We start from the raw sequence: 13,615 nt of genomic DNA on the forward strand, positions 1-13,615 counted from the left end.
TTCAATTAAAACTAGATCTATTATATCAAAATAGTAGCTTGACAAAAAAATAAAGTAAAAGTCAACGTATGAGTTGATTTTTACTTTTATGGAAATCTTTTGGCAAAAGTTAATGTTGGACTAAATTTAAAATGGCCCAGATTATTAAAATTGGAATGATCAGCCAAATTAAGTGGAAAAACAAAATAATAATTGCGCTAATTAAAAGTAATGGTAGAAAAAATAATTTGACAGAAAATTTGAGTAATTTCCAACTGAGACCACCAATCAAAAATAAGATTAATAAGAATAAGATTGTAAACATTATTGGCTCTCCTTATAAATTAATTATCTAATTGCAAGAATTATATGCAAGTTATATTTTAAAAGCAAGTTACGTTTCGCCAAAAAAGCCTTTCAGTAGTAAAATAACTTTAGAACTGAATGAAAGAGGCGTTAATATGGCAAAAGTTGAAAGTTTTACTTTAGATCATACGAAAGTGAAGGCACCTTATGTGCGGTTGATTAGTGAAGAGCACGGACCTAAGGGTGATCTAATTAGTAATTATGATTTGCGCTTAGTGCAACCTAACCAAAATGCAATTCCAACAGCAGGCTTACACACGATTGAGCATTTACTAGCAGGACTGTTACGTGATCGTTTGGACGGCGTGATTGATTGTTCACCGTTTGGCTGTCGGACGGGTTTTCATTTAATTGTTTGGGGTCAACATTCCACGACGGAAGTTGCTCAAGCTTTAAAATCATCCTTAACGGAAATTGCTGAAACAATTACTTGGGATGACGTACAAGGAACTGATATTTATAGTTGTGGTAATTATCGCGATCATTCCTTATTTTCTGCTAAAGAATGGTGTAAGCAAATCTTAAGTGAAGGTATCAGTGATCAACCCTTTGAACGACACGTTATTTAATTTAAAGAAGCTTCGAAAACCGCTTGCGCAGGTTGTTCGAAGCTTTTTTGTCTAAAAATTAGTGATACAAATGATGACTTTACCAATAATACAAGTTTCATTAAAGTCATCAATCTGATAGGTTAAAGTTGGAAAATCAGGATTATTAGAATCTGGAATAAATTGTACAAACCGTCTTTGGGCATCATAGTAAAAACGTTTAACGGCTACTGCCTGATTAACTTGAAAGACAACTAAATCGTCATTGTGTAATTCGGAGAGTTGATTGATTTTTTGTAAGCCGATTAAGGAGCCATCAGGTAGCACGCGGTTCATGGATTCCCCATTAACTGGGAGAAATATAATATCTCTGACATCTGAATATTTACCTAAAATTTGGCTGGGTAAACTGATGGTTTGCATTTGCTGATCAGTAAAAGGATCAACTTCTTGGGGTAAACCAGCGGAAATTCCTTCGGGAAAATAATTATACTTACGCACTAGTTCTGGAGTTTTCGTAGTTTGACGATAATTATCAAATAATTTTTGTGGTGTCACATTTAATGCTTTAGCATAGCTCAGAATTTCTTCTTCGCGTAGTGAGCGCTTTTGATTTTCATGATTGGAAATAGTATTTTGATTGAAGCCGGTTAGTTTACTCAGTTCCTTTTGAGTTAAATGTTGTTTTAAACGTAATTGTTTAATAATAGGTCCTAAGATATTTTTGGGCATAAAATCACTCCTTGCGATAAATATATCACAGCCAATAAATATTAAGCAACTTTTGAATTTAAATCTGAAAAGCTTGACGTAAATATTGCAATATGAGATATTAGCAAAGAGGAGTAAAATTATCATGAAGAAATTAGATCAAAAAACTTTGGATAAGAAAGTCTTGAAAGCAGCTTATTTAAAACCTAAATTTCATTTAAGAACCGCACGGCAAAATCGGGGATTAACTACCACGCAAATGGCACAATTAATTGGTTTAAAAAACCGCCGCCAATATGAGCAAAAAGAACGCGGTAAGGCGCCCTTTCATGATTATGAAATGTTAATCATTGCTCAGTATTTTGAAATGACCATTGAACAATTATTTTATGAAGATTAAATTCTGGTGTTACATATAATTAGAAGTAGATCACACAAAAGGAAAATGTCTAAAAATTATGCAAATTGAGTCAAAGCTTTCCTTCTTATCTTAAAATATTGAGGTGGGGGGACAAAAAATTCGTAATTTAAATGAACATCGGCCTTTTATAGTACTCACTTTTAAGCAACTTTTGTTCCAACTGCGATGAACGACTCTAATTGGCTATAAAATACTAATTCAGAGAGCCTAAGAATAGGGTGTTAATTGTTATTTCATTAATAACCACAATAATAAATACAGTATCACTCCGGGAAAAGGTGTAACGGTCAGTACAACCCAACAAATCCTCAGGACATTAGCATTCCAGTCGAAATATTCTGCTATTCCGCCCAAAACACCAGTCAAAACTTTATTAGATCGGGAACGATAAATTGGTAAATGCATAGTAAATCCTCCTTTGTTCTTAAACTGAATCATAAAAGTTTTTCTTGCTGTGATTAGTAGTTATAGAGAACTTTTTTCAAGTTCTAGCTTTATTATAAAGGTCCCAGCATTAATGAGATAGGATAATTTTCCAAGTTAATGACTCCGACTATCCGGAAGACAATAATTAGGTGTATAATATAGTTCCTTGGCAGGGGCATTACTCAAGGATTCAAAACTCACAATGGGGTTTTGAATCCTTTTTTACAGTTGCTTGCTGCTAAATCAGACATTCAAATATCTTAAAGGAGAAGATTATGGCACTTGTGCGACAAAAATTAGCTAAATTATTGCAGTGGCTAACATGGTTGTTAATGCTAGGGATGTTAGTTTCAGCAATCTTTTATGGGCCACAACGCTTAAGCAACCATCGCCTCTGGCTAGGAAGTTTAACCATCGGGTCTGTGGCCTTATTAGCGCTTGGAATTTATCTCTGGCGACAGCTGACAAATCAGCAACAGAAAATAATTAGTTGGTGTTTATTTGCGGCAGGACTAATTTGGCAAATTATTTTAATTATGGCTTTAAGTACGAGTAATGACTGGGATCCACAGAAAGTATTGATGTCGTTAACTCAGCGCACCATGTATAAAAATAATTATGTACTATATAACTACTTATCTTATTGTTCAAATAATTTGTTACTGTTTTATTGTTATGCTGGTTTACTAATGCTGAGTCAATTGTTACATTTAAGTTTAACTTGGACCTTCATTAATTGTTTTAATGCCGTAGCTATTGATTTAGCAGTAGTCTTGTTTTATCTAACTTTGAAAAAAATTACTGCTAAAAAGGTAGCGCACACTGCATTAGTAGTATTAACAATTACTTTAGTATTTAGTCCGTGGGTTATTATTACTTATACTGATACCTTATCGTTATTAACCACCGCATTAGCGATTTATAGTTTGGTCAATATTAAAATGACACAGACTTCCATGAAGCGTTACGGGTGGAGTGCTGTGGCGGGGATTATGCTTGCCTTAGGTTGGTATATGAAAGCTTCCAGTATCATTTTTGCGCTGGCATTGATATTAGTACTTGTAATTTTAAAAACACCTTGGAAAAAAAGTAGCTGCTTCTTATTAATTACTAGTTTGGTTGGTTTTGGTTTAACTTTCGTGACAATCAGTACAATTAATCAACATCAACAACTATATCCGATTAAGTCTGAGTTAAAGCACCCAGCTACGTACTATATGATGTTAGGTTCTAAGGGACATGGTGCTTGGAACGTGACAGATTTCAATCGCATTGTAGCTACTAAAGGTGAAAAAAATAAAACACAATTAGGCTGGCAAACGTATCAACAGCGGGTTTTAAAAATGGGCTGGCGCTATCCGCTATTTTTAATGAAAAAATTTTACTATACTGTGCGCGACGGATCATTTGGCTGGGGTGAAAATTCCACACCGCGGGGTTTTCTGATTCAAAATCGCCCCCAAACAACCACTTTGGGTGGCTTCTTACGCAGTTTGTTTTATCCTTTAGGCCATTATGTGTCAATTTATTATGTGTTGGCACAGGTTTGGTGGATTGCGATTCTAGTGGGAGCAGTCATTACTTTATGGCAACAGCGGCGGCAACAACCACACTTTTTACAAGTTTGCTTATATTTGACGATTATCGGTGGCTTACTCTATTTAATGCTTTTTGAATCAGGAATGAGTCGTTATTTGATTCAGTTCCTACCATTTTATGTGTTCATTGGCGCCCTGGGTCAACATGAGCTACTGTCCAATAAGTAAGAGAATTATTGTTCTGGCTTAGCAACGGCAATGTTAGCGATCTGTCCGTCAACTAAAGGCAAAACATCTTGAATATTCACGGTTACGGAGCGACCAATTTTACCAGCTGAAAAAGTGATTTTTTGATCAGTAAGTGCTTGTTGGTCAAAATAAATAGGATAATTATGCTGTTCACGAATACCGACGGGACTGTTAGCGCCGTGTTCAAAGCCAGAAGTTTGTTTGAGCATTTTTAAGGGAACCATGGCTACTTTTTTATTGTGGGAGGCTTTGGCTAATAATTTATAGCTTAAATGTTGATTTAATGGAATAACACCCACTAAAGGACCGCTTTGAGAACCATTGAGTACTAATGTTTTATAAACGTGTAATTCGTTGGTTGGATCATCTTTAATTTGCTGAACATCACCAACTTGCTGGGTGGCAAAATCCACGGGTTGGTAAGTGATTTTTTGCTTGTCTAAAATTTTCTCCACCAAGGTTTTCGATAAACGCTTTTTTTTGGACATAAAATCGTGTCTCCTTTTTGAATTTCATTTATAATATTAACATGATTTAGATTTTTAGAGCTAATAGGTGAGAATTTCATGTTTAAACGTCGTAAAACTACCAAAGTTAATTTACAAAAACAAGACTTTGAGCAAATCTTGAAGCAAGTCCGTCAAGATGATGAACGCTTGGTCACTGTTCAACAGCAGTTTGAACATTTGACTAAAAAGTATGTCACTTCAAAAAAAGTAAAGGAAAATAATTAAATGAGTCAACCAGTTTTTAATCAACTAATCATTACAACTGCTACTCAGAATTTAGATTTAATTAGTGCAGTATTAATTCAACAACAAATTCAAGGGATTGAAACCTTGCCAGATGATCAAGGATTGGCAATTTATTTGCCGGCAAAGACATTGAATCAACAGTGGTGCCAACAATTACAACAAGAGTTAAAGCAATGGGGCATTGCTGCAGATCAGTATGAATTACACCTACATGAAAATGTTGATGTGCATTGGGGTAAGTATTGGCAAAAATACTATCAACCAGTAACTGTTAGTCATTTTTTAAAGATTGTTCCCGCTTGGCAAAAAGATGCTCAACCAGCCACCACAGAAATTATGCTGCGACCACAGGAAGCTTTTGGTACGGGTGAACATCCCACGACTAAGCTTTGTTTGCAAGCATTGGAACTGTTTATTCATGGACAGGAGTCGTTAATTGATGTCGGAACGGGCACGGGGATTTTAGCTATTGCTGCGGCCAAGCTTGGTGTTAATCAGCTCTATGGTTATGATTTATCGGCAGAAGCTGTGACTGTTGCTCAAGAAAATTTTGCACTCAATCAGCTCACTAGTCAGTTTCAAGTCTGTCAAAATTCACTATTAACGGGTGTTCAACAGACAGCCGACATGGTTGTGGCGAATATGCTATTAGACCCACTAACTGCCTTAATGCCACAAATCAATGACCGTCTTAATACTTCAGGCTTAGTGATTGTGTCCGGATTTTTGGTGGAACAAGCAGAAACTATGAAAAAATTATTACAACAGCAACATTTAGTTATTCAACAAGAATTGATTAGTTCGGGCTGGTCTTGTTTGGTAGCTCAAAAGGAGCAAAGTTAATGCAACAAGTTTTTTGGTCAGAAACGCTTGCCCCCAACACCTCAAGTTTAGAGTTGGGCAATCCACATTACCAACATTTAATTAAGGTGTTGCACTATCCAGTAGGTAAACAATTTTGGCTGGTTGATCAGAGCCAGGCGACTTTTGTGGCAACAATCAGTAATATTTTAGCAACTAGTTTTGAAGTGACTCTCAAACCCCAAGCACGTCAGATAACGGAACTGCCGGTGCAAGTCACTTTAGCCTGTGCCTTATCGAAAAAAGACAAGCTGGAATTAATTACTCAAAAAGCAACTGAATTAGGTGTACACCAGTTGATTTTTTTTGAAGCCCGTTATTCGATTATGAAATGGAAACCGGCGGTTAGAATTAAAAAAATGGCCCGCTTACAAGAAATTGCGCAAGCAGCAGCGGCCCAGTCACAACGTTTGGTCATTCCTAAAATTAGCTATTTAAATAATGTGACCGAATTATTAGATTTTCCAGCAGATCATCGCTTGATTGCTTACGAAGAAGCCGCTAAACAAGGTGAAACAGCCCAATTGGTACAAACTTTGCAGACTTTGCAAGCCCAGCAGTCAATTATTTGTTTATTTGGCCCCGAGGGTGGTTTTCATATTGAAGAAATTACTCAATTGTTGCACAATAACTATATTAGTTGTGGCCTAGGTCCGCGTATTTTGCGGGCAGAAACGGCACCGCTGTACTTTTTAAGTACTTTGTCTTACCAAATTGAATTGAACAAGGAATATTAACGTGAAAAAATTTATTTTAAAATGTTGGCAATCGAATTATTGTCAAATCTGTTTATTAACAATTGTTTTAACGATTACCCTCCCTTTAATTGCGGGGACCTTTAAACTCGGTAAATCTTGGCGAGTTGGTTTGATCTTTTTAGTATTAAATTTAATTTTGGCGGTTTTGTATGGTCGATGGATTAAAAGAACACGCCAACCTAAATGGACGTTTGGAATTTTTCCAGGTTTCTTTTTGCTTCTAGTTTTATTGCATTATTTGACGAGTATCTATGCATATTTGTTGGTAATTTTATATTTGTTAGTGGAGTATTTAGCCTTTTTGTTGAGTACTTCTAAATAATTACTATTAATGATCAATCTGCAGTTAGTCTCATGTCTAAGTAATGAATTGTAGAACTGTACCAGAGAACTGGTGGTTCCAGCAAGCTCTAATGAAAGATTATACTGAAAGGTAGGTGCAGTCGGTTTTGTCGAAAGAAAAAGTTTATACGGCTGATGAAGTTTTTGCGTTATGTGCTACTTATATGAACGAACGTCATGTTAGTTATATTAAAAAAGCTTATCAGATGGCGGCTTATGTGCATCAAGATCAAAGGCGAGCTTCGGGGGAGCTTTATATTGTTCATCCCATTCAAGTGGCGGCTATCTTAGCTAATTTAAAAATGGATCCGGATACTGTTTCGGCAGGTTTTTTACACGATGTAGTGGAAGACACTAAGATTGTTTCTGGTGATATTCGAGAATTATTTGGTGATGATGTGGCTAATATTGTGGAAGGCGTAACTAAAATTTCCAAATATAAGTACAAATCTCATCAAGAATTATTAGCTGCTAATCATCGCAAAATGTTACTTGCAACGGCTAAGGATATGCGCGTTATCATGGTGAAATTAGCGGATCGTTTGCATAATATGCGGACGTTAAATTATTTGCGGCCGGATAAGCAGCGGCGGATTGCCAATGAAACTTTAGAAATTTATGCGCCGTTGGCGGATCGTTTGGGAATCAGTACAATTAAATGGGAATTGGAAGATTTATCCTTGCGTTACCTTAATCCACAACAGTATTATCGGATTGTTCATCTCATGAATTCCAAACGCACACAGCGTGAAGCTTATATTAAACAAGCAGTTCAGGAAGTTCAGGCAAATATTGATCAATTAAACATTCATTATGACATTAGTGGTCGGGCAAAGCATATTTACTCTATCTATAAAAAGATGCAAGAAAAACACAAACGTTTTGAAGAATTATATGATTTGTTAGCAATTCGCATTATGGTTAATTCAGTGCGAGATTGTTATAGTGTTTTAGGTAATATTCATGCGAAGTGGAAGCCGATGCCTGGACGCTTTAAAGATTATATTGCAGTGCCGAAAGTTAACGGGTATCAATCTTTACACACGACCGTCATTGGTCCCCAAGGGCGACCTTTAGAAGTGCAAATTCGTACCTATCAAATGCATGAAGTAGCGGAATTTGGGGTGGCTGCCCATTGGGCTTATAAAGAAGGCAAAAAGTCCGCCATTACTTTGGATCAAAACGACCATCAGATTGATGTCTTTCGTGAAATTATGGAGATCCAAGAAGAAACGACCAATGATGCAGATTTTATGCAAAGTGTGAAGGGCGACATTTTTAGTGATCGGGTTTATGTATTTACCCCTAAAGGCGAAGTCTTAGAATTGCCGAAGGGCTCTATTCCCTTAGATTTTGCTTATCAAGTGCACACTGAAGTTGGTAATCATACGACGGGTGTCAAAGTGAATGGAAAAATGGTTCCGCTTAATTATAAGCTGCGTAACGGCGATATTGTAGAATTATTAACCCAAAGTAATGCCGCACCCAGTCGCGATTGGGAAAATCTAGTCTATACTTCAAGAGCGCGGAATAAGATTAAACGCTACTTTAAAAGTGTTGATCGGCAAGATAATATCGAAGAAGGTCGCAATAAGCTAGAACGTGAATTACTGGACCGCAATTTTGCTCCTAAAACTTACTTGAGTAAAAAAATGTTAAGTAATGTCTGTCAACGTTATAATTTTGAAACTATTGAAGAATTATTGGCAGCCGTGGGTTATGGTGAAATTTCTGCTATTGGGGTTGTTAACCGTTTGACAGAAGCGGATCGTAAAAAGTTGGAACAACAAAAGCAAGCTGAATTAGAACAAAAGATTTTACAGGACACCCCGCCCGAAACGGAAGTGCCGCCAGAAGAAAAAATTGTGGCCAATGAAACTCAGGATCGAGAAGTCAATATTCAAGGTGCAGATAACTTATTGATTCACATGGGCAAATGTTGTACCCCGATTCCAGGCGATCAAATTGTGGGTTATATTACTAAAGGTCGAGGCGTAACTATTCACCGCGCAGCTTGTCCCAATATTGATTTAGAGAGCACTAATAACCGCTTGATTGAGGCAAGTTGGGGGAATGTTCATGACCATCATTATAATGTCAAATTAGAGGTGTTTGGTTATAATCGCAATGGTTTATTGACTGATGTATTGCAAGTTGTCAATAAACGGAGTGATTTGTTGTCTGGTGTCAATGGTCATGTTGATCAAGATCGGATGGCGCATATCACTTTGTCAGTAAAAGTTAGAAATTTGGAACACTTAAAAGATATTATGAATAAGATCAATAATGTTCAGGATGTTTACGACGTGCAACGAGTGATTAATTAAGGATTGATTTGAATGAAGGTAGTAGCACAGCGAGTTTTACAAGCACAAGTTAGTATTAATCAAGCAGTGGTTGGTCAAATTGGGCCCGGTTTAATGTTATTGGTCGGATTTGGGCACGACGACACAATTGAGCAAGTCAATTATTTAGTACCTAAAATTTTGCATAGTCGGATTTTTGCTGATCAGGCAGGTAAAACCAATTTATCTATTTTGGATGTACAAGGAGCCATTTTATCAATTTCACAATTTACTCTGTACGCTAATACTAAAAAGGGTAACCGTCCGAGTTTTACAGAAGCACTGGCACCAGCTTTGGCCAAAGATTTATACGAGCAATTCAATCAGCAATTGCGGAGTAGCAATTTGGTGGTGCAAACAGGACGGTTTGGCGCCGACATGCAAGTGCAATTAACTAATGATGGTCCAATGACAATCATTTATGAGAGGTAATTGATCAATGTTTAAATATGCAATTTGGGATTATGATGGTACTTTAGCAGATACGTATCCGGGAATTTTAAAAAGTCTCAAGCAAACGTTGCAACATTTTAATGACGATGTAGCAATCTCAGATCAGCAGTTGTATCGAAAAATCAAGTTGGGTTCAGTCACGAAGGAATTACAAATGGCTGCACAAAGTCTACAGCTGGATTTTGTGACTATGCAAAAATATTATCAAAATTTGGATCATCAGGCACAACTGAAAGTTCAGCTTTATCCACAAGCACAAGAAATTTTACGAACTGTTATAGCAGCTGGTGGTCAAAACTTTTTATTGACGCATCGCGATAATCAAGTGAGAGATTTGTTGCAGCAGCAAGGAATTGCACAGTTATTTACAGAAGTTATTACATCTAGTTTAACCTTTGCCCGGAAACCTAATCCCCAAGCTTTGAATTACTTGATAAAAAAATATCAACTATCCAAAGAGCAAACGGTGATGATCGGCGATCGTTCGTTAGATGTGTTAGCCGGACATAATGCTGAGATTGCCAGTATTTATTTTGATGTCGATGGTTTTCATGATCGTGCCACAGCCGAATATAGTGTCCAACAGTTGAACGATATGCAGCCACTGTTTGTGCATTAATTAGTTAATATGTTTCAAAAGTAGCTATCAATTATTAATTCACTGGAAATTTTGCACCAGTCCTTGATAAATGGCATCGGCTAATTGTTTTTGATAAGTAGGATTACTGATTTTTCGGTAATCCTTTTTATTATTGATATAACCGCCTTCGATTAAGATGGCAGGTTGTTCGTTTTCTCGTAAAACTTCAAAATTGCCAAATTTTAGTCCGCGATTTGGTAAAGCTGTGTGTTTTAGATTTTGGTTAATATGCTGTGCTAATCGCCGATCTTTTTTGGCAGAATAGTAGTAAGTAGTAATACCACTAGCATGACCATTGTCACTGGCATCGAAGTGTAGACTAATAAAAACGTCTGCGTTGAGTTTGTTTGCAGTTCGGGCCCGGTCGGCGAGAGCAATATTAGTATCAGAATGTCGCGTTAAAATAACATTCGCTCCTGTTTGCTCTAATTTGGCTTGTAACATTTGCATAATTTTTAAAGTATATGTTTTTTCATAGTGTTTTTGATTAGCCGATAATGCTCCCGGATCGTTACCACCGTGTCCCGGATCTAAAACGATTGTCGCTTCAGGTAATTTGGTGGCTGCAGTAGGTAGTGCATGGCGAGTGTCCGAAATTGACACTAATCCACTAGCAATATAGCCTTCTTCTCCCGAATTGAGCCGAATTTTATAAAATTTACCACTACGACCAAGATAAGGTAGAGTTGTTTGATCGGTGATATGTGCGACAATCTTTGAATTCAGGTTAGGTTGTTGATAAATTTGGGTATTGTTTTGTAAGGTAGTTACTGATTGGATGTTAGCAGTTTTGGAAGTTCCGGAATTTTGGGATCCTTGTTGAATTTTTTCCGGAACTTTATCAGTAATGATCAATTCAGAATTAGGAATCCAGCCTACTGTCTTGTCAAATAGGATTTGACTCCAATTATTTTGAGAGTAAACAATGTTGACTTTATCGGACTGCATTAAAGTTCCTAAAACAGGTGATGATTTTTGCGGATATTTTTGTACATTAGTATTAGGAGCTTTGATCACACCAAAGGTATTACTGGAAGTGTTAGCGTCATTATTAGCAATTAGCCAACTGGCAACCCAGCCAATCTTGTCACTATCAATCCGCACTTGATACCAATCATTTTTTTCACTGAGGATTGTTAAATGTTCGCCACGTTTAACTTGAGTAATTGTATCGTAAGACAGACTAGGTCCCAACCGGACGTTTAAGAAATTAGCCTGTACCGTAATTTGATTAGATTGAGCCAAAGTTAAAGTTGAATAACTAGCTAAGCATAATAATCCAATAATTAAAAAGAAGCTCATCAAATGATAATTATTTTTCGAAAAAATTTGTTTTACGCGTTTAAACATGAATTTGACATCCTGTAATATTGATTAATACTATATTATAATATTAAAAAGCAAATAGCCATTATATTTGAACTGGAGTTTGGAAATTTTACGACTTAGTCGAACTTAAAGTTTGAATGATCTAATGGTTTTTGAGAGCAATCCTCTTGAAAATTAAGGTTGCTTGAAAATAAATCACCAAATTGAAAAACTGGCTGGTTCAGACTTGACTTTCTCTTTGATGATGGTAATTTAGTAAGAGAGTAGTAATGTAGTATTACTTTAAATTAACAGAGAGAATATGACGGTGAGAGTATTCACTTAAAGTAACAGTGACGAGAATAAATTAATTCGTCTGGCAGGCGTTAACTGTAGCGATAATTAAGGTGGTACCGTGTAATTAATTTACACCCTTGTTTTTGAGCAAGGGTGTTTTTTAGTGAAGCGGTCACATCATTGGCAAATTAAGACCTGTGACTTGAAAAGATTGTTGTCCAGTGCGGTTATGAAAATTATAGTTGAATTTTATACTTGGTGCTGGCAGTATCACAGTTTGGAACAATGCTCAATGAATTATTGCGATCTTGTCTGAAGATGAAGGAGGATTAAAGATGCGGTATCAAAAACCTAAAGGTACAGTTGATATATTACCTGGAGAATCTGAAAAATGGCAATTTATTGAAGCCACAGCCCAACAAATTTTTAAAAATTATCAATATCATGAAATCAGAACCCCAATGTTTGAACAATATGATGTATTTGCGCGTTCGTCTGGTGATACTTCTGATATTGTTTCCAAGGAAATGTATGATTTTGAAGATAAAGGTGGCCGGCACTTAGCTTTACGGCCTGAAGGCACAGCTGGTGTGGTACGTGCTTATGTAGAAAATAAGTTATTTGCGCCCGAGTATGTGCGCCCTTATAAAGTTTGGTATAAAGGTCCGATGTTTCGTTATGAGCGACCACAATCCGGTCGTCAACGTCAGTTTCACCAAATTGGCGTAGAAGCATTAGGCAGTGATAGTCCACAACTAGATGTTGAAACAATTCTCATGGCGGTCAGTTTCTTAAATGAATTAGGAATTAATAATTATACGGTTGCGCTCAATACTTTAGGTGATCAAGAAACTCGTCAAGCTTATCATCAAGCATTATTAGCTTATTTGACGCCGTTGGCAGAGCAATTGAGTGCTGACTCGCAAGTTCGTTTGCAGAAGAATCCATTACGAATTTTGGACAGTAAAGATGCTCATGATCAAGAGATTGTCGCAGGTGCACCGTCGATTTTAGATTATTTAACGCCTGCAGCTCAAGAACATTTTCAACAAGTAACTGCGCTATTGGATGCGTTGAAAGTTCCATATACGATTGATTCCAATATGGTGCGCGGTTTGGATTATTATAATCATACAATTTATGAAATCATGGTTCAAAGTGCCGCCTTTAATAACCAAGAAATGACGGTGATTGCTGGAGGACGTTACAACGGTTTGGTGCAGCAATTAGGTGGGCCAGACGTGTCAGGAGTTGGCTTTGGCCTCGGTATTGAGCGCTTAATGTTATTATTAGAAGCTGAAAACCAGCATTTACCGAAAATGGTGGGACCTGATGTTTATTTAGTGAGCGTTGATAGTGCGGATTCTTTAGCCGTGTCACAGTTATTAGCTCAATTACGCCAAGCCGGCATCAGTGCTGAACGAGATTATTTGGATAAAAAAGTTAAAGGCCAGTTTAAGCAAGCGGACCGCCTGCAGGCGAAATTTACTTTGACCATTGGTGATAGCGAATTGCAGACGCGCCAAGCTAAGTTAAAACGATTAGCTGATGGTCAAGAAATTGCTGTTAACTTAGATGATCAAGCTGATTTATTGGCTAAAATTAAAAAGGGGTAAAA

Annotated in this window: 16 protein-coding genes; 11 read left to right on the forward strand and 5 right to left on the reverse strand. The window is 36.8% G+C overall.

All coding sequences use genetic code 11. From position 1 onward, the window contains the following. Positions 1-109: 109 nt before the first annotated feature. Positions 110-304, reverse strand: a complete 195-nt coding sequence (locus tag AC3B6B_RS05175; protein ID WP_489757602.1) for a hypothetical protein — start codon at positions 302-304, stop codon at positions 110-112. Between the two features lie 136 nt (positions 305-440). On the opposite strand from AC3B6B_RS05175, the gene AC3B6B_RS05180 reads away from it, so the two are divergent. After that, positions 441-914, forward strand: coding sequence for an S-ribosylhomocysteine lyase (locus AC3B6B_RS05180; RefSeq protein ID WP_489757603.1), 474 nt, complete (start codon positions 441-443; stop codon positions 912-914). A gap of 51 nt (positions 915-965) precedes the next feature. Here the strand turns inward: AC3B6B_RS05180 and AC3B6B_RS05185 are convergent, their stop codons facing one another. Continuing rightward, positions 966-1,625 carry a LexA family protein gene (locus AC3B6B_RS05185; RefSeq protein WP_489757604.1) on the reverse strand — a complete coding sequence of 220 codons (660 nt, stop codon included), beginning with the start codon at positions 1,623-1,625 and terminating at the stop codon, positions 966-968. A 124-nt stretch (positions 1,626-1,749) separates the two neighbouring features. Between AC3B6B_RS05185 and AC3B6B_RS05190 the strand changes: the two genes are divergently transcribed. Continuing rightward, a complete protein-coding gene (locus AC3B6B_RS05190; RefSeq protein WP_489757605.1) occupies positions 1,750-2,004 on the forward strand; it encodes a helix-turn-helix transcriptional regulator in 255 nt (84 codons plus the stop codon). Between the two features lie 249 nt (positions 2,005-2,253). On the opposite strand, the gene AC3B6B_RS05195 is transcribed toward AC3B6B_RS05190, so the two are convergent. Continuing rightward, positions 2,254-2,430 (reverse strand): PspC domain-containing protein, encoded by a 177-nt coding sequence (locus AC3B6B_RS05195; RefSeq protein ID WP_489757606.1) that lies wholly within the window; start codon positions 2,428-2,430, stop codon positions 2,254-2,256. A 296-nt stretch (positions 2,431-2,726) separates the two neighbouring features. Between AC3B6B_RS05195 and AC3B6B_RS05200 the strand changes: the two genes are divergently transcribed. Then, a complete protein-coding gene (locus AC3B6B_RS05200) occupies positions 2,727-4,217 on the forward strand; it encodes a glycosyltransferase family 39 protein (protein ID WP_489757607.1) in 1,491 nt (496 codons plus the stop codon). 5 nt (positions 4,218-4,222) lie between these two features. Here AC3B6B_RS05200 and AC3B6B_RS05205 read toward each other — a convergent pair whose 3' ends face one another. Next, complete coding sequence (locus AC3B6B_RS05205) at positions 4,223-4,726, reverse strand: YbaK/EbsC family protein (protein WP_489757608.1); 504 nt, start codon at positions 4,724-4,726, stop codon at positions 4,223-4,225. A 78-nt stretch (positions 4,727-4,804) separates the two neighbouring features. On the opposite strand from AC3B6B_RS05205, the gene AC3B6B_RS05210 reads away from it, so the two are divergent. The 7 genes from AC3B6B_RS05210 to AC3B6B_RS05240 all read left to right on the forward strand — a co-directional run bounded on the left by AC3B6B_RS05210 (position 4,805) and on the right by AC3B6B_RS05240 (position 10,371). Beyond that, entirely contained in the window at positions 4,805-4,972 is a 168-nt protein-coding gene (locus tag AC3B6B_RS05210) for a hypothetical protein (RefSeq protein ID WP_489757609.1), read from the forward strand. Further along, positions 4,973-5,836: a 50S ribosomal protein L11 methyltransferase gene (prmA, locus tag AC3B6B_RS05215; protein WP_489757610.1), complete on the forward strand. Its 864-nt coding sequence runs from the start codon at positions 4,973-4,975 to the stop codon at positions 5,834-5,836. It abuts the gene before it with no gap. After that, positions 5,836-6,591 carry an RsmE family RNA methyltransferase gene (locus AC3B6B_RS05220; protein WP_489757611.1) on the forward strand — a complete coding sequence of 252 codons (756 nt, stop codon included), beginning with the start codon at positions 5,836-5,838 and terminating at the stop codon, positions 6,589-6,591. Before prmA ends, AC3B6B_RS05220 begins: the two co-directional genes overlap by 1 nt. A 1-nt stretch (position 6,592) precedes the next feature. Next, a complete protein-coding gene (locus AC3B6B_RS05225; protein ID WP_489757612.1) occupies positions 6,593-6,934 on the forward strand; it encodes a hypothetical protein in 342 nt (113 codons plus the stop codon). 127 nt (positions 6,935-7,061) lie between these two features. Further along, positions 7,062-9,281 (forward strand): RelA/SpoT family protein, encoded by a 2,220-nt coding sequence (locus AC3B6B_RS05230; RefSeq protein WP_489757613.1) that lies wholly within the window; start codon positions 7,062-7,064, stop codon positions 9,279-9,281. A 12-nt stretch (positions 9,282-9,293) separates the two neighbouring features. Continuing rightward, the gene (gene dtd / locus AC3B6B_RS05235; protein ID WP_489757614.1) at positions 9,294-9,731 is read left to right on the forward strand and encodes a D-aminoacyl-tRNA deacylase; all 438 of its coding nucleotides are present in this window, start codon (positions 9,294-9,296) and stop codon (positions 9,729-9,731) included. A gap of 7 nt (positions 9,732-9,738) precedes the next feature. Further along, positions 9,739-10,371, forward strand: a complete 633-nt coding sequence (locus AC3B6B_RS05240) for an HAD-IA family hydrolase (protein WP_489757615.1) — start codon at positions 9,739-9,741, stop codon at positions 10,369-10,371. Positions 10,372-10,410: 39 nt separating this feature from the next. On the opposite strand, the gene AC3B6B_RS05245 is transcribed toward AC3B6B_RS05240, so the two are convergent. Continuing rightward, positions 10,411-11,742, reverse strand: a complete 1,332-nt coding sequence (locus AC3B6B_RS05245) for an N-acetylmuramoyl-L-alanine amidase family protein (protein ID WP_489757616.1) — start codon at positions 11,740-11,742, stop codon at positions 10,411-10,413. A 590-nt stretch (positions 11,743-12,332) separates the two neighbouring features. On the opposite strand from AC3B6B_RS05245, the gene hisS reads away from it, so the two are divergent. Further along, entirely contained in the window at positions 12,333-13,613 is a 1,281-nt protein-coding gene (gene hisS, locus AC3B6B_RS05250) for a histidine--tRNA ligase (RefSeq protein ID WP_489757617.1), read from the forward strand. The last annotated feature ends 2 nt before the right edge of the window (positions 13,614-13,615 follow it).

Source organism: Bombilactobacillus sp. ESL1197, assembly GCF_058107145.1.

What these genes read in the sequence shown, in the direction of transcription:
- AC3B6B_RS05175 (WP_489757602.1), bottom strand. Translation starts at nt 304, where the DNA reads ATGTTTACAATCTTATTCTTATTAATCTTATTTTTGATTGGTGGTCTC.
- AC3B6B_RS05180 (WP_489757603.1), top strand. Translation starts at nt 441, where the DNA reads ATGGCAAAAGTTGAAAGTTTTACTTTAGATCATACGAAAGTGAAGGCA.
- AC3B6B_RS05185 (WP_489757604.1), bottom strand. Translation starts at nt 1,625, where the DNA reads ATGCCCAAAAATATCTTAGGACCTATTATTAAACAATTACGTTTAAAA.
- AC3B6B_RS05190 (WP_489757605.1), top strand. Translation starts at nt 1,750, where the DNA reads ATGAAGAAATTAGATCAAAAAACTTTGGATAAGAAAGTCTTGAAAGCA.
- AC3B6B_RS05195 (WP_489757606.1), bottom strand. Translation starts at nt 2,430, where the DNA reads ATGCATTTACCAATTTATCGTTCCCGATCTAATAAAGTTTTGACTGGT.
- AC3B6B_RS05200 (WP_489757607.1), top strand. Translation starts at nt 2,727, where the DNA reads ATGGCACTTGTGCGACAAAAATTAGCTAAATTATTGCAGTGGCTAACA.
- AC3B6B_RS05205 (WP_489757608.1), bottom strand. Translation starts at nt 4,726, where the DNA reads ATGTCCAAAAAAAAGCGTTTATCGAAAACCTTGGTGGAGAAAATTTTA.
- AC3B6B_RS05210 (WP_489757609.1), top strand. Translation starts at nt 4,805, where the DNA reads ATGTTTAAACGTCGTAAAACTACCAAAGTTAATTTACAAAAACAAGAC.
- prmA (WP_489757610.1), top strand. Translation starts at nt 4,973, where the DNA reads ATGAGTCAACCAGTTTTTAATCAACTAATCATTACAACTGCTACTCAG.
- AC3B6B_RS05220 (WP_489757611.1), top strand. Translation starts at nt 5,836, where the DNA reads ATGCAACAAGTTTTTTGGTCAGAAACGCTTGCCCCCAACACCTCAAGT.
- dtd (WP_489757614.1), top strand. Translation starts at nt 9,294, where the DNA reads ATGAAGGTAGTAGCACAGCGAGTTTTACAAGCACAAGTTAGTATTAAT.
- AC3B6B_RS05240 (WP_489757615.1), top strand. Translation starts at nt 9,739, where the DNA reads ATGTTTAAATATGCAATTTGGGATTATGATGGTACTTTAGCAGATACG.
- AC3B6B_RS05245 (WP_489757616.1), bottom strand. Translation starts at nt 11,742, where the DNA reads ATGTTTAAACGCGTAAAACAAATTTTTTCGAAAAATAATTATCATTTG.
- hisS (WP_489757617.1), top strand. Translation starts at nt 12,333, where the DNA reads ATGCGGTATCAAAAACCTAAAGGTACAGTTGATATATTACCTGGAGAA.